Origin of the sequence: uncultured Ruegeria sp. (assembly GCF_947489545.1) — a bacterium.
Taxonomy (GTDB): domain Bacteria; phylum Pseudomonadota; class Alphaproteobacteria; order Rhodobacterales; family Rhodobacteraceae; genus Ruegeria.
On record NZ_CANLDZ010000008.1, the window covers coordinates 179596 to 198136 of the forward strand.

20 protein-coding genes are annotated in these 18541 nt (G+C 58.6%); 10 read left to right on the top strand and 10 right to left on the bottom strand.

Translation table 11 applies throughout. The annotated features are described in order from the left end of the window. Positions 1-46: 46 nt before the first annotated feature. The 3 genes from Q1B13_RS13325 to Q1B13_RS13335 are packed head-to-tail and all read right to left on the bottom strand — an operon-like array spanning position 47 to position 3252. Positions 47-499: a DUF6173 family protein gene (locus Q1B13_RS13325; RefSeq protein WP_298935379.1), complete on the bottom strand. Its 453-nt coding sequence runs from the start codon at positions 497-499 to the stop codon at positions 47-49. 3 nt (positions 500-502) lie between these two features. Beyond that, positions 503-1549 carry an MBL fold metallo-hydrolase gene (locus Q1B13_RS13330; protein ID WP_299080612.1) on the bottom strand — a complete coding sequence of 349 codons (1047 nt, stop codon included), beginning with the start codon at positions 1547-1549 and terminating at the stop codon, positions 503-505. Further along, entirely contained in the window at positions 1549-3252 is a 1704-nt protein-coding gene (locus Q1B13_RS13335; RefSeq protein WP_299080609.1) for an acyl-CoA dehydrogenase, read from the bottom strand. The genes Q1B13_RS13330 and Q1B13_RS13335 overlap by 1 nt, the downstream gene beginning before the upstream one ends. A gap of 138 nt (positions 3253-3390) precedes the next feature. On the opposite strand from Q1B13_RS13335, the gene Q1B13_RS13340 reads away from it, so the two are divergent. Continuing rightward, positions 3391-4338 carry an L-threonylcarbamoyladenylate synthase gene (locus tag Q1B13_RS13340; RefSeq protein WP_299081013.1) on the top strand — a complete coding sequence of 316 codons (948 nt, stop codon included), beginning with the start codon at positions 3391-3393 and terminating at the stop codon, positions 4336-4338. Here the strand turns inward: Q1B13_RS13340 and Q1B13_RS13345 are convergent, their stop codons facing one another. Further along, a complete protein-coding gene (locus tag Q1B13_RS13345) occupies positions 4339-4893 on the bottom strand; it encodes a YqgE/AlgH family protein (RefSeq protein ID WP_298935384.1) in 555 nt (184 codons plus the stop codon). A gap of 145 nt (positions 4894-5038) precedes the next feature. Between Q1B13_RS13345 and Q1B13_RS13350 the strand changes: the two genes are divergently transcribed. Together Q1B13_RS13350 and Q1B13_RS13355 are read left to right on the top strand one after the other, a co-directional pair. Beyond that, positions 5039-5854 carry a protein-disulfide reductase DsbD domain-containing protein gene (locus Q1B13_RS13350; protein ID WP_299080606.1) on the top strand — a complete coding sequence of 272 codons (816 nt, stop codon included), beginning with the start codon at positions 5039-5041 and terminating at the stop codon, positions 5852-5854. Positions 5855-5858: 4 nt separating this feature from the next. Beyond that, positions 5859-6278, top strand: a complete 420-nt coding sequence (locus Q1B13_RS13355) for an NUDIX hydrolase (RefSeq protein ID WP_299080603.1) — start codon at positions 5859-5861, stop codon at positions 6276-6278. Here the strand turns inward: Q1B13_RS13355 and Q1B13_RS13360 are convergent. The 6 genes from Q1B13_RS13360 to Q1B13_RS13385 all read right to left on the bottom strand — a co-directional run bounded on the left by Q1B13_RS13360 (position 6275) and on the right by Q1B13_RS13385 (position 13766). Continuing rightward, positions 6275-9676 (bottom strand): efflux RND transporter permease subunit, encoded by a 3402-nt coding sequence (locus Q1B13_RS13360; RefSeq protein ID WP_299080600.1) that lies wholly within the window; start codon positions 9674-9676, stop codon positions 6275-6277. The two genes, Q1B13_RS13355 and Q1B13_RS13360, sit on opposite strands and share 4 nt — an antisense overlap. A gap of 5 nt (positions 9677-9681) precedes the next feature. Further along, complete coding sequence (locus tag Q1B13_RS13365; RefSeq protein WP_299080597.1) at positions 9682-11130, bottom strand: HlyD family efflux transporter periplasmic adaptor subunit; 1449 nt, start codon at positions 11128-11130, stop codon at positions 9682-9684. A gap of 106 nt (positions 11131-11236) precedes the next feature. Beyond that, on the bottom strand, positions 11237-11779 hold the full coding sequence (gene moaB, locus Q1B13_RS13370; protein WP_299080595.1) for a molybdenum cofactor biosynthesis protein B: 543 nt from the start codon (positions 11777-11779) through the stop codon (positions 11237-11239). A 6-nt stretch (positions 11780-11785) separates the two neighbouring features. After that, on the bottom strand, positions 11786-12406 hold the full coding sequence (locus tag Q1B13_RS13375; protein ID WP_298935391.1) for a LysE family translocator: 621 nt from the start codon (positions 12404-12406) through the stop codon (positions 11786-11788). After that, on the bottom strand, positions 12403-13002 hold the full coding sequence (locus Q1B13_RS13380) for a metallophosphoesterase family protein (RefSeq protein WP_299080592.1): 600 nt from the start codon (positions 13000-13002) through the stop codon (positions 12403-12405). Before Q1B13_RS13380 ends, Q1B13_RS13375 begins: the two co-directional genes overlap by 4 nt. Next, a complete protein-coding gene (locus tag Q1B13_RS13385; protein WP_299081010.1) occupies positions 12999-13766 on the bottom strand; it encodes a uracil-DNA glycosylase in 768 nt (255 codons plus the stop codon). Before Q1B13_RS13385 ends, Q1B13_RS13380 begins: the two co-directional genes overlap by 4 nt. Positions 13767-13906: 140 nt before the next feature. Here Q1B13_RS13385 and Q1B13_RS13390 point away from each other — a divergent pair, with 140 nt between their 5' ends. The 7 genes from Q1B13_RS13390 to Q1B13_RS13420 all read left to right on the top strand — a co-directional run bounded on the left by Q1B13_RS13390 (position 13907) and on the right by Q1B13_RS13420 (position 18502). Continuing rightward, positions 13907-14239 carry a hypothetical protein gene (locus Q1B13_RS13390; RefSeq protein ID WP_299799834.1) on the top strand — a complete coding sequence of 111 codons (333 nt, stop codon included), beginning with the start codon at positions 13907-13909 and terminating at the stop codon, positions 14237-14239. Between the two features lie 290 nt (positions 14240-14529). After that, positions 14530-15465: an aspartate carbamoyltransferase catalytic subunit gene (locus Q1B13_RS13395; protein ID WP_299080589.1), complete on the top strand. Its 936-nt coding sequence runs from the start codon at positions 14530-14532 to the stop codon at positions 15463-15465. Beyond that, complete coding sequence (locus tag Q1B13_RS13400) at positions 15462-15983, top strand: hypothetical protein (protein WP_299080586.1); 522 nt, start codon at positions 15462-15464, stop codon at positions 15981-15983. The genes Q1B13_RS13395 and Q1B13_RS13400 overlap by 4 nt, the downstream gene beginning before the upstream one ends. Further along, positions 15968-16354, top strand: coding sequence for a hypothetical protein (locus Q1B13_RS13405; RefSeq protein WP_299080583.1), 387 nt, complete (start codon positions 15968-15970; stop codon positions 16352-16354). The genes Q1B13_RS13400 and Q1B13_RS13405 overlap by 16 nt, the downstream gene beginning before the upstream one ends. Continuing rightward, complete coding sequence (gene pyrC / locus Q1B13_RS13410) at positions 16351-17631, top strand: dihydroorotase (protein ID WP_298935398.1); 1281 nt, start codon at positions 16351-16353, stop codon at positions 17629-17631. Before Q1B13_RS13405 ends, pyrC begins: the two co-directional genes overlap by 4 nt. Next, the gene (gene plsY, locus Q1B13_RS13415; RefSeq protein WP_299080580.1) at positions 17631-18236 is read left to right on the top strand and encodes a glycerol-3-phosphate 1-O-acyltransferase PlsY; all 606 of its coding nucleotides are present in this window, start codon (positions 17631-17633) and stop codon (positions 18234-18236) included. The genes pyrC and plsY overlap by 1 nt, the downstream gene beginning before the upstream one ends. Then, positions 18233-18502 carry a hypothetical protein gene (locus Q1B13_RS13420; protein ID WP_299080577.1) on the top strand — a complete coding sequence of 90 codons (270 nt, stop codon included), beginning with the start codon at positions 18233-18235 and terminating at the stop codon, positions 18500-18502. The genes plsY and Q1B13_RS13420 overlap by 4 nt, the downstream gene beginning before the upstream one ends. Positions 18503-18541: the final 39 nt, after the last annotated feature.

Sequence of the window (18541 nt, forward strand, 5' to 3'; positions counted from 1 at the left end):
GTGAACTCATTCAAGGCTGCGCCAACGTGAATTGCAAGTCAGACGGTTAGGTTTCTTCCAGATCCGCGGCCAGCCGGAACCCGATACGATTGGCTGGTTTGTCTTCGACCGATTTTGGCAGGGCCCGCAGCATGACGTTCAATTGGCTGACATGCTGCACCAGTTGGGTCCGCGCGCCTGTCCCATCCGAGCCATAAAAGGTGATGATATCCGGGTCGAAATACCCCATCCCTTCGATGCGCATCACACCTGCATCACCTCCGGTAAAGCCCATGGCGACCTCGTGATCACCATCCAGCGTCTTTTCGAAATTCTGAATATAGAGGATCAGGCGCTCATAGGCCCATTGTGCCGGGCTTTTGTTGGCAACCGGTGTTTGCAGCGTTTCCGGCAGATCCTTCGATCCGGATTCAGCCTCGGGGTTCGAATGGACCTCATAACAACGCGGCAGCGCTGCTGCTTCGGCGGCCTCGGCTGACGTTTCGATCTTGTCCTGCATTCCTCATCCCTTGCGTTGGTACACCCACGCCCCATCCGCGCGGCGCGTCCGGGTTACAGCTCCAATGTGGTGAAGATGGTTCACGTGTGCAACCGCTTCGACCAAAGCAAGACCATACTCCCCTTCACGTATCGTGCGTTTGAACAAGGATGCAAAGCATTCCGAAGCGGCTTTGGGCGTTTCCAGATCGTCCAACAGGCGCGTCAGCGCGCCGTGATGGTTATCAATCAATTGCCGCATCCGTGTCGGTAACCCGGTAAAAGGCAGTTTATGGCCACCCAGAACCAGATGATCGGGATGGGCCAACGGCTGCAACCTCTCGCAGGCCTCAAGCCAGTCCGCGACCGGGTTCGCCATGGGTTCGGTAGCGTACACACCCAGATTGGGGCTGATGGAGCTTAGGATCTGATCTCCGGTCAGGACAAGACTGTCATCCCGGCTCCAGAATGTCGCGTGTTCGGGTGCATGACCATTGCCCATATGCACATCCCAATCGCGGCCGCCCATGCGGATCACATCACCCTGTTTGATCCGAGTGAACCCCAGGGGCATCGGATAGACAGTGTCAGCAAAGTTGAACGGGCGGTCCGCCATTCGTTTGGCCAAAATCTCGGGCGTCATGCCCGCGCTGCGATAGAATTCGAGCGTTTCCGACGGCCAGTTTTCCTGCACGTCCAGCGTCAGCATCCGCGCAAACAGCCAAGCGGTGCGGCTTGCCACCAGTTCAGCACCATGCTCGGACTGAAACCAACCGGCATTGCCGACATGATCCGGGTGATGGTGGGTGACCACGACCCGTTTCACCGGTTTTCCCGCCAACGGGCCCGCCAGCAGTGTTTCCCAGATGCTCCGGGTCTTTTTCGACGACACGCCCGTGTCGATCACCGTCCAACCGTCACCATCGTCCAACGCATAGACATTGACGTGATCCAAGGCCATGGGCAGTGGCAACCGCATCCACAACACACCGTCGGCGATTTCGATGGCCTCGCCGGATGCAGGCGGTTCAGACCACGGATATCGGATCGTCGGGGGGTGTTCGTCGTCCATTACGCAACCAAATCGTCGGCGCTGAGCGCAAACAAATCCTCTGCCCCGCTTTGTGCCTGGGCCAAAAGGCCCGAGTGTTCGGGAAGCAGTGCATTGATGTAATAGCGCGCCAGCTTGGCCCTTGGCCCATCAGGGTCGGCAAGTGCGGCAGACAGATGGTAATGGCCACCCAGCACACGCGCAAAGGCGTTCAGATAGGCCACAGCCCCAGCAAAACGGTTGTTCATGTCATCCTGCGAAACCAACCATTCCGTCGCCTCACGCAGCGATTCACTGGCTTCCCAGACCGGTCCTGCAAGCTCGGGCAGGGTTGCACGGGCTTTTTCCGCCTGGTCTTCAATCTCGTCCAACAGGCGCGAGGCTGCCTCACCGCCGTCCATCATTTTGCGAGCGACAAGATCCATCGCCTGAATACCGTTGGTGCCTTCGTAAATCGCCGTGACACGCACATCCCGATAATACTGCGCGGCTCCGGTCTCTTCGATGAAGCCCATGCCGCCATGCACCTGCAGCCCGGTTTCAGCCACGCGCATGCCGGTCTGCGTGCCAAAGGCCTTGCCGATCGGCGTCAACAGAGCTGCGCGGGCAGCCCAATCCGCGTCACCGGTCGCATGTGCCATATCGATAGCTGCTGCGTTGGCCAGCATGATGGCCCGAGCGGCGAATACATCGGCGCGCATTTCGGTCAGCATCCGCCGCACATCCGCATGATCGATGATGGTGCCCGAAGGTGTTTTGCCCTGCTTGCGCTCCAAAGCGTAGGTCATCGCATGTTGATACGCACCTTCCGCGGCGCCAACCCCCTGCCCGCCAACGCCAAGGCGCGCGTTGTTCATCATGGTGAACATCGCCGCCATACCGCCGTTTTCCTTGCCAACCAGCCATCCGGTTGCGCCGTCATACTGCATCACACAAGTCGGAGAGCCGTGCAGACCCATCTTGTGTTCCAGCGACACAACTTTCAGATCATTGGCCACGCCCGGATTACCATTTTCATCTGGCAAGTACTTTGGCACCAGAAACAGCGAAATCCCTTTTGTGCCCGGTACGGCATCAGGCAAACGGGCCAGAACGAGATGGCAGACGTTCTCGCAGAAATCATTGTCACCCCAGGAGATATAGATCTTTTGCCCGGTTACGGCATAGGTGCCATCCCCGTTCGGCTGGGCCTTCGAGGACAATGCACCCACATCCGAGCCGGCCTGCGGCTCTGTCAGGTTCATGGTCCCCGACCAGTCTCCTGAAATCAGTTTGGGCAGGTACAACGCCTTAAGCGCGTCATCCGCGTGATGTTCCAGTGCTTCAATCTGACCCTGTGTCATCAGCGGTGCCAATTGCAGTGACAGGCACGCGGCGCTCATCATTTCGTTCACCGCAGTTGTTACGGTCATGGGCAACCCCATGCCGCCATGCTCGGGATCACTGCTCATCCCGATCCAACCGCCTGCGGCAATTGCCTTCCATCCGTCGCCATATCCCGGTGACGTACGCAGCACACCGTTCTCTAGACGTGCAGGTTCAAGATCGCCGGGACGCTGAAGCGGGGCCAGAATCTCTTCGCACATTTTGCCAGCTTCGGACAGGATCGCACTGACAACATCCGGGCTGGCATCTTCGTATTTTTCGGTTGATGCAATCTGATCGAACCCCACCACTTTGCTAAGCAGGAATTCGTAGTCTGAAATCGGGGCGCGATATGGCATGGTTTGCCTCTGGGTATGTCTAAAAGGATTGCGCAGGTGGGCTTGGATTCCGTGTCCTGCGCCGGTATTCATCTGTGCTTTGATGAATTACCTACCCTTCCCTATGTTGCAAGCAACCAAAACGCGGCGTCACCAGACATGATCCCCACCACACTTGACCTGACAGCCGACCCACAAGGCATAGCACGTGCCGCAGATCTGCTGCGGCAAGGCTTGCTCGTCGCCTTTGCAACCGAAACCGTCTACGGCCTGGGAGGAGATGCCCGGAACGGACTAGCCGTAGCTTCGATCTACGAGGCAAAGGGACGGCCCAGCTTCAACCCGCTGATTGCCCATGTCGCTTCGGTTCAGGCAGCGCAACGGTTTGTAGAGTGGTCCGATAAGGCTCAAATGCTGGCGGATGCCTTTTGGCCTGGTCCTTTGACGCTGGTCCTGCCGCTGCGGGAGGGGAGCGGAATCTCCGCTTTGGTCACCGCAGGGTTGGATACTTTAGCTGTCCGTGTGCCTGCGCACCACACGGCCAGAGCCTTGCTGGCAGAGTTCGACGGCCCGGTGGCTGCGCCTTCGGCCAACCTGTCTGGTCAGATCAGTCCCACGACAGCCGAACATGCACGTGCGGGTCTTGGCGGGCGCATTGCCGCGATACTGGACGACGGCCCGTGCGGTGTAGGGCTCGAATCCACAATCGTTGGCCTAGCGGAAGAACCAACCTTGTTGCGCCCGGGAGGTGTCACTCTGGAACAGATTGAGGCGGTTCTGAATGCCCGCTTACACCTGCACCAATCCGGCGACTTGCTGACCGCCCCGGGCCAATTGCAATCTCATTATGCCCCGGACGCGCCGGTTCGGTTGAACGTGCGTACACGGCAGGGCGATGAAGTCCTGCTTGGCTTTGGTTCTGTTGAGTGCGATTTGAACCTGTCAACCAAGGGTGATCTGACCGAAGCGGCATCAAATCTGTTTGCGGCTTTACACAAGTTGAACGAAACGGGCCGCCCGATTGCCGTGTCCCCGATCCCGAACACTGACCTGGGCGCCGCAATCAACGACCGTTTGCACCGCGCCGCCGCGCCGCGCGACAGCTGATCAGGCGCGACCGGCGCTAGCCGACAGTGTCAACGGATCAACACCAAGCGTCGCCAAAGCTGCCGCCCATTTTTCGTCATCAGGCACATCAAATACAAGATTCGATGTCGCCTCGGTCGTTAGCCAGCCATTCATTCCGATTTCGTCTTCCAACTGATCAGGCCCCCACCCGGAATACCCCAACGCCAGCATCGAATTCAGCGGTCCACGCCCCGAGGACAGATCTTCAAGCACATCCAGCGTGGCTGTCATGCTGAAATCCTCGGATATCTGCATGGAATGCAAATTGGCCTCATAATCTGCACTGTGCAGAACAAAGCCGCGCGACATTTCGACCGGACCGCCGAAATGGACCAGTCTTTCACCAACCACAGGGATTTTGCACGCGATGTTCAGCTGGCCCAGCAGCGTTTTAATGCGTAGATCCGAGGGCTTGTTGATGATCAGCCCCATTGCACCATCTTCGCCATGGCTACACATATATACGACCGAGTGATCGAAGCGCGGATCACCCATACCAGGCATCGCAATCAACAGTTTTCCGGTCAGGTCCATGGTCGGGCATCTCTTGATGTGTACCCTTCAACAATGACCCTGCGGCATGTGGATTGGCAAGGGAGCAACGGGTATTTCGCCAGATTTCATTCAAGTGACCGGAACGTGACTTGGAATCCGGCGCTGTACCGCGCATTTATAGGCTATGAAAACGTTGATAGGATCCACCGCTGCCGCTGCTTTGACGGTCTGCCTTTGTCTTGCCGCCCCCGTTTCGGCGCAAGGCTTGGATGGCGTCGTTCAACTGGACGTTCTGGATGGGGGGCGTACGGCCAAAGGCACCTATCTGGGTGCACTGCGCCTGACGCTGAAGGACGGGTGGAAAACCTATTGGCGCGCGCCCGGCGATGCCGGAATCCCGCCACAGTTTGATTGGACCGGATCGCGCAATGTTGGCGATGTCTCCATCACCTGGCCTGCTCCCGAAATCTTCGATCAAAACGGCTTGCAATCCATTGGCTACGAAGATCAACTGGTCCTGCCGGTAGAAATTACGCCCAAGAACCCTGCCAAAACCGTGCACTTGCGTGGCGAGATGGATTTGGGCGTGTGTAAAGATGTCTGCATCCCCGAACGGCTGGACTTCGATCATACTCTGGATGCCGACGCAGGGCGCAATCCGGCCATAGCGGCCGCGCTTGCACAGCGTCCGTATTCCGCCCGTGAAGGGCGCGTGTCCAAGGCCAGCTGCCGTCTGACACCGACGGCGGACGGAATGCAGATCGAAGCACGCGTTACAATGCCCTCAGCCGGAGGGCGCGAGGTTGCTGTGATTGAACCCGGCAACCCGGCGCTTTGGGCATCGCAACCGGATACGGTCAGGCAGGGCGATACCCTGATCGCCCGGTCCGAGATCATCAATGCCTCTGGTGCACCCTTTGCGCTGGACCGGTCCGAAATCCGGATCACCGTACTGGGTGCGAAGCACGCAGTAGACATCAAAGGCTGCAGCGCCGGTTGATTGCATGACACACACACCCAAGATCGGCGCTCTGGCCGTTGTTTTGCATCAGGGCCAAGTCCTTTTGGTGCAACGCAGCAAACAGCCCGATGCGGGTCTGTGGGGGTTTCCCGGCGGCCATGTCGAATGGGGGGAAACCGTGCTGCAGGCGGCGCAACGCGAGTTGCTGGAAGAGACCTCGGTCACCGCACACCCATCCCACTATCTGGGCAATCTCGACCTGCTGCGTCGGAACGATGAAGGTCAGGTCGTATCCCACTATCTGCTGGTCGGGGTCGCATGCGCATATCGGTCAGGTGAACCAATCGCCGGTGATGACGCGCTGGATGCCCGTTGGTTTTCCATAGAACAGATAAGAAACGGGGACCTACTGATGAGCGACCGGGTTGTTGACCTGCTAGAACACGCTTTACGCGTAAGTTAAGCGTCGACTCGACCTCTCAAGCGAACGTAAACCAGACCTGACATAACGACGCTCAAAATCACAATTGGGATCGCTCCGGCAAGAAACGCGCCAAGGCCCATTTGCAAAATAGCTGCACCATCATCACCTGGATACAGGCCCGACAACAGCCCGACCGGCGCATCCGCCACCATGGGCCAGACCATCGTCAGACCGAACCAGACCATTAGCACCAGACCGGTTCCGGCAAGCGCCCCCTGAACCACCCGATCCGGGGCCCGCATCGCGCGGCGCATCGCCGTCATCGGACGTGAAACGTCGTTCAGAATGGCAAGCAAGGCAGGCACCAGAACCAGAACCAACAACATCCCGAACCCAAGTCCGTAAACCAGCGTAATGACGGTTGGTTTGAGGAATTGCGCCTGTTGTGAGCTTTCGTACAGCAGCGGCGTCAAACCCAGAACTGTTGTTAGTGTCGTTAACATCACGGGCCGCAACCGGTCTGCCGTACCTTCGACAATGGATGGCACCAGACCACGTTCCTGTTGATAGCCGTCGATGGTGGTCACCAGAACGATGGAATCGTTGATGATGATCCCTGTCATGCCCAGCAGGCCCACAACCGTAAACATACTCAGCGGCACGTCCCAGATGTAGTGCCCCCAAATCGCGCCAACCAGACCGAACGGAATGATAGCCATCACCACCAATGGCCTGCTCCAACTGGCAAAGACCCAAGCCAGTACCAGATAGATTCCAGTCAGACACAGGATCAAACCAGTGGCCGCCTCGGACAGGAACTCATCTTCTTGTTCGCTCAGACCCGCCACACGCCATTCCACCTGACGTTCCGAGGCAATCTTCGGCAGGATTTCTTCGTTCAGTGCACGCTCAATCTCGGCCGCGCGTGTGGGATCGTCTTCGGAAATGTCGCCGTTCACCGAAATCACCCGCAGACCATTTTCGCGCCGAACCGTCGAGAACCCCGATTTGCGCTCGACCGAAACGATGTCGGCCAGCGGCACATAGACCCCGTCTGGCGTTCGCATCAACGTTCGTTCCAGGAAGTCTGCTGTAAGTTCACCCTCGGGTAGTTCTACGCGTATCTCTGCGCTGCGTGGTCCATCCGGGAAAGTCGCGGCCTCGATCCCGTTCAAGCGGTTGCGCAGCACACGGCCCAGCGTTTCGATCCGGAAGCCCAGCGCCTGGCCCTGCGCCGTCAGGTCCAGAATGTATTCTTCCTTGTCATAGGCCAGATTGTCTTCCAGCGCCGAGACCTCGGTGTATTTCGACAGCTCGGTTTGCAAATCCTCGGACGCGGCCTTTAGCGTATTTACATCAGCGCCGTAGAACTGCACATCAATCGCATCCCCACCCGGACCCGAGCGCCAGCCACGGAAGGTCAGCAATTCGACCTTGGGATGGCGCGGCACGAAATCCTGCAACTCTCCTACGAACTCAAAGCTGGAGTAGGGGCGCAGGTCGGCATCGATCAATTCGATGGAAATACCACCCAGCAGATCTTCGTCTTTGCCTTCGGCTGCAGACAATCCAAACCCGGCGCTGCCGCCAACCTCGGCCAAAACATAGTCGATCGGGTTACGACCATGGCGTTCTTCGTAGATTCGGCCCAGCTCATCCGTTGCGCGCTGCAATTGTTGCATCATCTCAAGCGTATCGGACCGGGTCGCCCCTTCGGCCATGATGAAATTGCCGGTGACCGAGCCTCGTTCAGGCGCATTGAAGAAACGCCAGTTCACATCCCCGCGAATGAATAGGGCAATCTGGCTGGCCAGGATCACGACCATCAACGCCACGACCACATATCGCGCCCAGACGACCCATGCGATGAGCGGGCGGAACAGATGATCACGCACCCATCGGAAGCCCCGGTTCACGACGCGGTTGGGCAGGTCGTACCAGTGTTCCTTTGCAGAATGCGCGATGGCATGTGCCATGTGGTTTGGCAGGATCAAGAAACACTCGATCAGCGAGGCGATCAGGACCGCAATCACCGTGAATGGAATATCGCGGATCAATTCGCCGAACCGCCCACCAACAAGGGTCAGGCCGAAAAAGGCGATTACCGTTGTGACAGTGGCCGCAAAAACCGGCATTGCCATGCGTCGGGCGGCGCGTTCAGCCGCAACCACCGGAGGTTCGCCCAAACGGCGCGCGCGAAAATCGGCGTGTTCGCCGACAACGATGGCATCATCGACAACGATGCCCAGTGTTATGATCAGCCCGAACAGGGACACCATGTTGATCGACAGACCACCAAGATACATCAGTGCAATGGCCGCGGACATGGCCACTGGAATACCGGCAGCAACCCAAAACGCGATCCGGGCATTCAGGAACAAAAACAGCAGGCAGACAACTAGCCCAAGTCCCACGAGCCCGTTGTCGATCAGGATATCCAGCCTGTCGGTAATGGCCTGAGCCCGGGTTCGGATCAGTTCAACCGAGACCCCCTCGGGCAGGCTGGCCTGCATCTCGGCCACGACGTCTTCCACCGTGTGTTGGATGTCGATGGCATCGCCCTGGTTCGATCGGTCAACTCGAATGGACATGGCCGGGTCATCGCCAACGAAATAGCTACGATTGCGATCGACCCCTTCAACGCGGATCTGCGCCACGTCACCAACAAACAACTTGGACCCATCCGCAAAACTGCGCAGCGCGATCCCTTCTATTTCTTCCGGCGTACGTTTTTCTGCCCCCGTACGGATACGGGCATTGGCACCGGTCACATCCCCGGCCGGGTTGGCATTAACCTCGGCGGATACGGCGGATGCGATATCCGACATTGCAATATCGTTGGCGATCAATTGCGCTGTCGGTACCTCGACCACCACACGGGGGGCGGCAATGCCCCGGATCGTCGTGCGGGTGACCCCCGCTGCAAACAACCGGTTTATCAACTCATCCGTGAAGTTTGCCAGCTGATCCGGTGCGACCGGCCCTGTCACAACCACATCGGTCACCCGGTCACGCCAGGCACCACGCCGGATCGTCGGTTCTTCGGCGTCTTCGGGCAGGTTGGTTACCCCGTCGACGGCCGTTCTGACCTCTTCCACTGCACGGGACATATCCCAGTTGGGCTCGAACTCCAGCCTGATGCTGGCTGACCCTTCTCGTGAGGTTGTATCCGTGCTGGCCACCCCTTCGACCGCCAGCAACGCGGGCTCCAGAACCTGGACGATGCCATTGTCTACATCCTCGGGGCCTGCGCCGTCCCATTCAACGCTGACATCAACGCGTTCAAGTATGACGTCCGGAAAGAACTGCGCCCGCATGTTCGGGATCGCTGCGGCACCCAGAACCAGCATCACCAGCAACAGCAAGTTCGCCACGGTGCGGTGTCGGGTAAAGTAGCTTAGGACGCCACCCGCCGCGCCGGGTATCTCGCGCATCATGGCGCCTAGCCCCCTGCCCGGTTTTCAATGCGCCGCACCAATGAGGCGGGGACTTTTGCCTCGCTTAGCTGACCCAGCACCTGCGTTTTGACGTCCCGTGGCATGGCTTCGCTGGCTTCAACTTGGGCGACCAGTTCCGCACGTTTGGCGTCCGTCAGTTCCACCATCTCAGCGTCAGCGCTGGCCTCAATCCTCAGGGGGCGCACGCGTACGCCAGCACCCAATAGGGGCGTTCTGCCAATGACCACCTCGCGCCCGTCCAACCCTTCACCGCGCAGCAGCACTTCGTCGCCTTGTCTGCGGATCAGAAGCACGGGCAAAGCCTCAAGCCGGTCATCCGCACCAAGCACCAGAATCGAGCCTGAGGCGTCGAGAACCGAAGAGGGCAGACGCACAACCGCCTGCAGCGGTTGTTCCTGGACAGTCACGGTTACAAAATCACCCGGCTTGAACCCCGAAGCGCTGTCCAGACGAGCATAGATCAACCGTCCGGTCTGCCCCTCACCTGCCGAGCCGCTATCGCGGCTGATACGTCCCGTTGCTGTCAAATCAGTACCAGTGACTTCTAATGACACAGCGACAGGGGCGTTCATCAGCGCGCCAGTGTTGTCCAAAAGCCGAACATACTGCGCGGTCGAGACCCGAAAGGCCACTTCCAGAGCATTGGGATCCACCAGTTCGGCCAGTTTTTCATTGGCCGCAACCAATCGCCCTTCGACAAGGGTCACGTCTGTCAGCGTTCCACCAAAACCGGCGCGAATTGTCATGTCGTCCAGATCGCGCTCGGCAGCCTCAAGAGCGATGCGTGCCCTCGCCAGCAGAGTCGTCGCCTGATCCACCCGGGATTCCGCTTGCGCCAAAGCGATACGGCGTGCCAGCACGGATTGCTGGGCAGAGGCCGCCGTAAGCTCGGCTTCTTCGACGCTTGCGGTCGCCCCAACGCCCCGAGACTCCAGATCGCGTTGTCGCTGCAGGGCCCGCTCGCGCAGATCGGCCTGCGCCTCGGCGGACTTTAACTCGTCCTGCGCCAGCAGCAGGGAACGTTCGGCGTCCCGTTCTTCGAATTGGGCGTCCAGCAGATCGGACTTGGCGCGATCCAGTGCAGATTGCGTATCCGCCGGATCAAGTTCGACAAGGATTTCGCCCTCAGTCACAGACCCGCCATCTTCAAAATCTTCGGCAAGGGAAACCACACGCCCGCCAAGGGCTGCACGCAGTTCCAGGCGGCGGCGACTCTGCACCTCGCCAAAGGCTTCCAGATAGGGGGTTACAGTTTCCAGTTCAGCGGTTCTGAGTGTGACGGCGAACACGCGCTCGCGTGCTTGCGGCTGCGTTTTGTCGCGTGTCAGCACATCCTGCATCGCACCAACGATCATCTGAACGGCAACAAACAGCAGGGCCAGCGTCAGGGACGCCAGAAAGACACCGACAATACTCTGCCGTAGAAATCGCATTAATTACTCACCCCGGTTGCGTCAGGCTGCCTTCCGCAAGATGTAGCTGAAGCCGGAAAAATGCCAAGCCACAATGCGGTTACAAGGTATTGAACGTATGACCAGTCTACTTCCGTCGCAGATGTTCGTCCAATCTGGGCATTATCTCTACAAAATTGCAGGGGCGATGCCGGTAGTCGAACTGTTTCTCCAAAATGCCATCCCAGGCATCCTTGCAGGCGCCCGGGCTGCCGGGCAGCGCAAATAGATAGGTACCGCCAGCCACCCCACCTGTTGCGCGGGATTGTACCGCAGAGGTGCCAATCTTCTCCATCGACAGGATGGTGAAGACGGTGCCGAACGCTTCGATTTCCTTCTCGTAGACATCGCGGTGTGCCTCTACCGTCACGTCCCGGCCGGTCAATCCTGTTCCGCCAGTCGAGATCACGACGTCTATCTCCGGGTCGGCAATCCAGATGCGCAGTTGATCAGCGATCTGCCCACGCTCATCCCGGATGATCTTGCGGTCTGCGATCTGGTGATCTGCAGACTGGATGCGGTCGACCAGGGTCTGACCTGAACGATCTTCGTCCAAAGACCGCGTGTCAGATACCGTCAAAACGGCGATGCGGACGGGGATGAACTGCAGGGACTCATCAATGCGCGACATGTGGTGTCAGGCCCTTTCCATGATGGCCAGCCGGATCGCCAGAGCCGAGAAAATGCCCCCGGTGATCCAACCCATGATACGCGAGGCGCGCGGGTTCGAGATCAGGACCTTTCCTGCGCCTCCGGCAAAGATGCCAACCAGACCGTTCACAACAAACCCGCCCAGCGCGATGATGATCCCAAAGGTCAGGAATTGCAGCAGAATCGATCCTGCAGCGGGATCTACGAATTGAGGGATGAAGGCCAGAACAAACAGGATGACCTTGGGATTGGTCAAGTTCACAACCAACCCATCCCTATAGGCAAATCGGGTCGCTTTCGCTGGCCCGTCCGCCGTCACAGCTCCGTTCCGAATGGCGCCCCAGGCGAGATACAACAGATACGCGACACCCATCCAACGGATCACATCAAACAGCCACGGCATTGTGGCAACGGCTGCGCCCAGCCCAAGACCTGCGAGCAGCACGTGAACCAAGGACCCCGTCGAGACACCGGCACTGGCGGCAACGGCGGATTTACCACCCGACCGAAGCCCCTGACCAAAGCAGAACATCATATCTGCTCCAGGCGTGAAATTCAGCGCCAAAGCCGCAGGTATGAAAGCCAGAAAAGTGACCGTCTCAATCATGAGGTAACCTCGAACCAATTCACTTTCGGGCCAAGGTTGGCAATATGCGTCCGGCCGATCAACCCGCGATACCCCCAACTATCGTGGATATGGCCGCAGAAGGCAAAACCCGGTTGTATCCGTTCGATTGCGTCGCGCACGGCGACAGACCCAACCGAGAGACCCTGCGAAGTTGCATCACCATGACCTTTGGGCGGTGAATGCACGACCAGGATATCAGCGCCATCGCACCGATCCAGCATCTCGGCAGCGTCCGCTTCGGTCAGATCACAAGACCAGTCACCAAAGGGCGTAACCGGCACACCGTACCCTAGACCAAACATGCGCACGCCATCGAGGCTCATACCTGATCCGTGCAACACATGCACACCCTCAGGCGCGGCATCGGTCAGTTCTTCTGCACTTTCAGCGTTGCCGGGAACCAGAACCAAGGGCACAGAGATGCCCGATAGCATCTGCATCGCCTCATCCATACCCTGCCGCATATTGCAATAATCCCCGGCCCCGATCACCAGATCTGCATCTGCACTTGCCGCAACAATATCGGCGGCCCGGTTTCGCGCCATGTGAAGATCGGAGAAAGCCAAAACTTTCATCTGTTCCCTTTCAAATGCGCCTTGAGGTCCAGCAAATCCGCCCAGGCTTGCCGCTTCATCTGCGGTTGACGCAGCAGATATGCAGGGTGGAACATCGGGATAACCGGTAGGTCCATCGCCTGATCCCACTGCCCACGCAACCGCGTGATTCCGCGTTTGCCCAAAACGGCCTGACAACTGATATTGCCCATCACCACCAGCACATCGGGCTTTGCCAACGTGACATGCCGTTCCAAAAACGGCTTCATCATGCCGATCTCTTCTGGTTTGGGGTCTCTGTTCTGCGGCGGCCGCCATGGCAGAACGTTGGTGATATAAACATTCTGCGTGCGATCCAGATCAATCGCTGCCAGCATCCGATCCAGCAATTGCCCGGCGCGACCGACAAAGGGCCTGCCTTCGCGGTCTTCATCCCGCCCCGGCGCTTCGCCAACAATCATCACGCGCGCACCCGGCGTGCCGTCGGCGAACACCAACTGCCGCGCGCCGCGTTTCAATTCGCAATGCTCGAACGCGTCCATAACCGCACGCAGCTGATCCAGCGAACCGGCACCCTTGGCTGCCGACTTCGCCACCGCAACCGGGTCCACCTGCGCTGGTTTTTCCGGGGCAGCTTGCCGGTGTGCAGGTTTTTTAGCCTTTGGTGCAGTATCGGGCAGCGCGTATCGATCCACCGGGACATCCCCGATCGCATCGGTTGCGCCCAATTCGATCTGCCATTCCAGCAACGCCCGCGCGGTATGATAATCCATAGCCGATTCCATGCCGATCAATCTAACCACCTTTTAACTGAGGGAAAGCGAATTGGCCTTGCCTTGGCACTCGGTCGCACCGACCATCAAGACAGTCATGCCGCCGTTTTTGCGAATCCTTCTGATAACACTTTTGCTCACCGTCTCAGGTGGTGGGCCAGTTTCGGCCACGTTTCACAACACGCAAGGCCAATGCAGGGCCGGACAATTTCAATGCGGCAGCCGGTGCTGCTCTGGCGGACAAAGATGCAGTTTCGATGGTCATTGCATCCGCGCCGGAGGTACCTATTGCGGGGGCGGACGCTCTTGTGGCCCCTTTGAGCGTTGCGTTGCTGGGGGAACCCGCTGTGCGCCGATCGGAGCGAACAAATGCACATCTCGCCTTGATTGCCCCGGTGGCAGTTTCTGCAACGGGCGCGGCGAGTGCGAACGTACCACACCCGAGTTTGATCCACGCCCTGCTACAAAATGTTCAGATGGGCTAACTTGCAGAGGTGGATCGTCCTGCCTGCCCGGTGGCGGATGCTCGCGCCCGGGCTGGTTTTTGTGCGAAGAAACCGAATCACAATGTCGCCCCGGATTCAAATGTTCGAAACATCAAGGATGCGTGCCGATCAAGGCCATAGACTGTGGATACGGAAAATGGTGCAAACCCGGCGAGCAGTGTCTGCCCGAAGGCGGGTGCGAGACGCTGCCAGAACAGACAGAACCTTAGGTTGCCTCGGGACGTCTGACTTCCTATAAGCGGCCCGATTGTCGGACAGGAGCCCGTCCCATGCGTTTTGCCCATCGTCACCTTCTTGGCATCGAGCATCTGTCCCAATCCGATATCACCGCCATCCTCGATCTGGCCGAAAAATACGTCGATCTGAACCGTCAATCGGCAAAGCACTCGGATGTGCTCGCCGGGCTGACGCAGATCAACATGTTCTTTGAAAACTCAACCCGTACACAGGCCAGCTTTGAGATTGCGGGCAAGCGGCTGGGGGCAGATGTGATGAACATGGCGATGCAAGCCAGCTCGATTAAGAAGGGCGAAACGCTGATCGACACGGCGATGACCCTGAACGCGATGCATCCCGATTTGCTGGTCGTTCGGCACCCGCATTCCGGCGCCGTGGATCTGTTGGCGCAGAAAGTGAACTGCGCTGTGCTGAACGCAGGCGACGGGCGGCACGAACATCCAACACAGGCCTTGCTGGATGCATTGACCATCCGCCGTGCAAAAGGGCGCGTGCACCGTCTGAACATCGCCATCTGCGGCGACGTCGCACATTCGCGCGTCGCGCGGTCAAACCTGATCTTGCTGGGCAAAATGGAAAACCGCATCCGCCTGATCGGCCCTCCGACCCTTGTGCCATCGCAGTTTTCGGAATTCGGTGCCGAGATCTACGACGACATGAACGAAGGCCTTCAGGATGTCGATGTGGTGATGATGCTGCGTCTTCAGAAAGAGCGGATGGACGGGGGCTTTATCCCCTCAGAACGCGAATACTATCACCGTTATGGGCTCGACGTCGCCAAGCTGGCATTGGCCAAGCCTGACGCCATCGTCATGCATCCGGGTCCGATGAACCGCGGGGTCGAAATCGACGGCACCTTGGCCGACGACATCAACCGATCCGTCATTCAGGAACAGGTTGAGATGGGCGTCGCCGTGCGCATGGCCGCGATGGAACTGCTGGCCCGAAATCTGGGTGAGGCCGCATGAGCGATCTGATCGTCTCTCCTCAGGACCACGGTGTGCTGCGTCTGTTTTCTCTGGATATGCGTCCGGAGGAAGCAAAGTTCCTGCGTGAACCCGGCGCAGTTGATCAGGTGCTGGGGGTCGATGATCTGGACCCCGGACAGATCGACATCTTCCCTACCTCGGACCTCGAAGACCTGGGGCTGTTCGGCTACCTGAATGACGGATGCGGTGTGTCAGCGGACCAGCTGAACCGCGACGAGCTGGATACCGTAGACGGATGGGTCATGGTAGTGCGCAGCGCGGCGTTCAAAAAAAAGGCCGCAACGCTGGAACCAGACCCGCGCCTACATTTGATTGGCGTTTTCACCGAAGACGTCACGAACTGGGCAGGGGGCGTTATTGAAACGGACAGCGCAAAACCATACTCGGCCCCGGGCACCGAACCCAATGATAGCGAAACAACCAACCGGGTCGGATCCGCGGTTTTGGTGCTCGTCATTCTGGTGATTGTTGGGGGTGCCCTATGGCTGATCCTGTGATCTTCCAAGCTGACAAAAGCGCCTATGTCCGCACCAACGCATGGCTTGCTGCTGGCGCTATGGCGGCGGCCATGATCGTGCTTTGGCTGATCGGGAACCCATATGTCTGGACCGGCGCACCGGCCGGGCTTGCCGCCATCGGATTTCGCGCATGGTACTTGGCCTCGGAAGAATTGGTGGCCAAGTGGGAAATGACCGAAACAACCCTGACTGGCCCCGGCCCGCGTTCAGTTGCGTTGGACCAAATTGAGGCGGTCAACATAATGGGCAGCTTTGTTCAGGTCGTCACCAAAGGCGGCGATAAACACCTGATCAAGTATCAGGCTGACCCCGCCGCCACCAAGGCCGCTATCGAAAGGGCATTGCCATGAACGATCTGATCTTCACCAATGCCCGGGTGATCGACCCTGAAGCTGGCTCTGACAATCTCGGCTGGTTGCACATCGTTGACGGTCGCATCAAGGCGGATGGTGAGGGCGAAGCACCGGCTTTGGATGCGGAACTCATTGATTGTGGCGGAAAATGTCTGGCGCCCGGCATCGTCGATATCGGCGTGAAAGTGTGCGAACCCGGTGAACGGCACAAGGAAAGTTATAAATCGGCGGGCCTTGCCGCCGCTGCAGGCGGGGTGACCACTATGGTAACCCGTCCCGACACCAGCCCGCCAATTGATACCCCCGAAACGCTGGAGTTCGCCACGCGGCGCGCTCAGGCTGACACGCCGGTCAACGTGCTGCCAATGGCCGCGCTGACAAAGGGCCGCGAAGGGCGCGAGATGACCGAGATCGGTTTTCTGCTGGATGCGGGCGCGGTTGCATTTACCGACTGTGATCACGTTGTTGCCAACACCAAGGTCTTTTCGCGCGCGTTGACCTATGCACGATCCTGCGGCGCTTTGGTCATCGCCCATCCTCAGGAACCGGGCCTCAGCGCCGGAGCAGCTGCGACCAGCGGCAAGTTTGCGGCCTTGCGCGGGCTGCCCGCCGTGTCCGCTCGAGCCGAGCGTATGGGATTGGATCGCGACATCGCCCTGCTGGAAATGACCGGCGCCGCCTATCACGCAGACCAGATCACCACCGCCCGTGCCCTACCTGCCCTGGAGCGCGCCAAACGAAACGGGTTGGACATCACTGCTGGCACCTCGATCCACCATTTGACCCTTAATGAGTTGGACGTGGCCGACTACCGCACTTTCTTCAAGGTCAAGCCGCCGCTGCGGTCTGAGGATGATCGGCAGGCCGTGATCGAGGCTGTACGAACCGGTTTGATCGACACAATCAGTTCGATGCACACACCACAAGATGAAGAAAGCAAACGCCTGCCATTTGAAGAGGCCGCCTCGGGCGCTGTCGCGCTGGAAACACTCCTGCCTGCAGCACTGCGCCTTTACCATGCCGGTCAGTTGGACCTGCCGACGCTGTTCCGTGCCATGGCCCTGAACCCGGCCAAACGGTTGGGGCTGGAAAGCGGTCGCCTCTCGGAAGGGGCGCCGGCTGATCTGGTGATGTTCGACCCGGATGTCCCGTTTGTACTGGACCGGTTCACCCTAAAATCGAAATCCCAGAACACGCCGTTTGACGGTCAGCGGATGCAAGGTAAAGTCGTTGCAACCTATGTTGCCGGCAAAGAAGTCTACCGGAGAGCCTGATGCCCCTGATCGACAGTACAATAACGCAGCTGATCCTATGGGCCGTTCTTGGCTATCTTATGGGGTCCATCCCATTCGGCATGATCATCGCCAAGGTGATGGGTCTGGGCAATCTGCGGCAGATCGGGTCGGGCAATATCGGCGCCACCAATGTTTTGCGCACCGGCAACAAAGCGGCAGCTGCGCTAACCTTGCTGTTTGACGCAGGCAAAGGCATGGCGGCGGTATTGCTGGCCCGTACCTTTGCGGGCGACGATGCAGCGCAAATTGCTGCCCTGATGGCCTTTCTGGGCCATTGCTTTCCGGTTTGGCTTGGTTTCAAAGGCGGCAAAGGGGTTGCAACCTTTCTGGGGATCTGGCTGGCGCTGGATTGGCGCGTCGGTGTTGCTTGCTGCCTGACATGGCTGGTTGCAGCTGGGTTCTGGCGAATTTCGTCCGTCGGCGCACTTGGGGCGGCAGCTTTGTCAACAACCTGGGTTGTGTTGCTGACGGATGGATCGGCCTTCTTCCTTGGGATCATTCTGACAATCTTGGTTTACTGGCGCCACAATTCCAATGTGGCCCGCATCAAAGCCGGAACAGAACCAAAAATCGGAAAATCGTGACACCGTCAGACGCTTTTCTGACAGCATTCCTGGCACTGCCGATTGGCACGTTCACTGGCACCTCGGCACGTCGACGCTATGTTGTTACACGGCAGGTATTTGCCCAAGGAAAATCCCACAAACTTGTCGCGCATGAGCTTGGCGGCAACGACTATATCAGCCTGAATCTGTATCATGCCCAAAACAGTGGGATGCTGCTGCGCCCATGCGAAATGACCGCACGCAAGGTGACCGAGTTCGTTATGGCACTTGAGCCAGACAGCTGACACACTCTGCGTTTTTGAACATGCACTCTTCACTGCTGC

Coding starts and splice junctions, on each gene's coding strand:
- moaB (WP_299080595.1), bottom strand. CDS start 11,779: ATGTCGCGCATTGATGAGTCCCTGCAGTTCATCCCCGTCCGCATCGCC.
- plsY (WP_299080580.1), top strand. CDS start 17,631: ATGCCCCTGATCGACAGTACAATAACGCAGCTGATCCTATGGGCCGTT.
- Q1B13_RS13385 (WP_299081010.1), bottom strand. CDS start 13,766: ATGGAATCGGCTATGGATTATCATACCGCGCGGGCGTTGCTGGAATGG.
- Q1B13_RS13325 (WP_298935379.1), bottom strand. CDS start 499: ATGCAGGACAAGATCGAAACGTCAGCCGAGGCCGCCGAAGCAGCAGCG.
- Q1B13_RS13355 (WP_299080603.1), top strand. CDS start 5,859: ATGACACACACACCCAAGATCGGCGCTCTGGCCGTTGTTTTGCATCAG.
- Q1B13_RS13395 (WP_299080589.1), top strand. CDS start 14,530: ATGCGTTTTGCCCATCGTCACCTTCTTGGCATCGAGCATCTGTCCCAA.
- Q1B13_RS13365 (WP_299080597.1), bottom strand. CDS start 11,130: ATGCGATTTCTACGGCAGAGTATTGTCGGTGTCTTTCTGGCGTCCCTG.
- Q1B13_RS13340 (WP_299081013.1), top strand. CDS start 3,391: ATGATCCCCACCACACTTGACCTGACAGCCGACCCACAAGGCATAGCA.
- Q1B13_RS13400 (WP_299080586.1), top strand. CDS start 15,462: ATGAGCGATCTGATCGTCTCTCCTCAGGACCACGGTGTGCTGCGTCTG.
- pyrC (WP_298935398.1), top strand. CDS start 16,351: ATGAACGATCTGATCTTCACCAATGCCCGGGTGATCGACCCTGAAGCT.
- Q1B13_RS13375 (WP_298935391.1), bottom strand. CDS start 12,406: ATGATTGAGACGGTCACTTTTCTGGCTTTCATACCTGCGGCTTTGGCG.
- Q1B13_RS13330 (WP_299080612.1), bottom strand. CDS start 1,549: ATGGACGACGAACACCCCCCGACGATCCGATATCCGTGGTCTGAACCG.
- Q1B13_RS13350 (WP_299080606.1), top strand. CDS start 5,039: ATGAAAACGTTGATAGGATCCACCGCTGCCGCTGCTTTGACGGTCTGC.
- Q1B13_RS13335 (WP_299080609.1), bottom strand. CDS start 3,252: ATGCCATATCGCGCCCCGATTTCAGACTACGAATTCCTGCTTAGCAAA.
- Q1B13_RS13380 (WP_299080592.1), bottom strand. CDS start 13,002: ATGAAAGTTTTGGCTTTCTCCGATCTTCACATGGCGCGAAACCGGGCC.
- Q1B13_RS13360 (WP_299080600.1), bottom strand. CDS start 9,676: ATGATGCGCGAGATACCCGGCGCGGCGGGTGGCGTCCTAAGCTACTTT.
- Q1B13_RS13405 (WP_299080583.1), top strand. CDS start 15,968: ATGGCTGATCCTGTGATCTTCCAAGCTGACAAAAGCGCCTATGTCCGC.
- Q1B13_RS13345 (WP_298935384.1), bottom strand. CDS start 4,893: ATGGACCTGACCGGAAAACTGTTGATTGCGATGCCTGGTATGGGTGAT.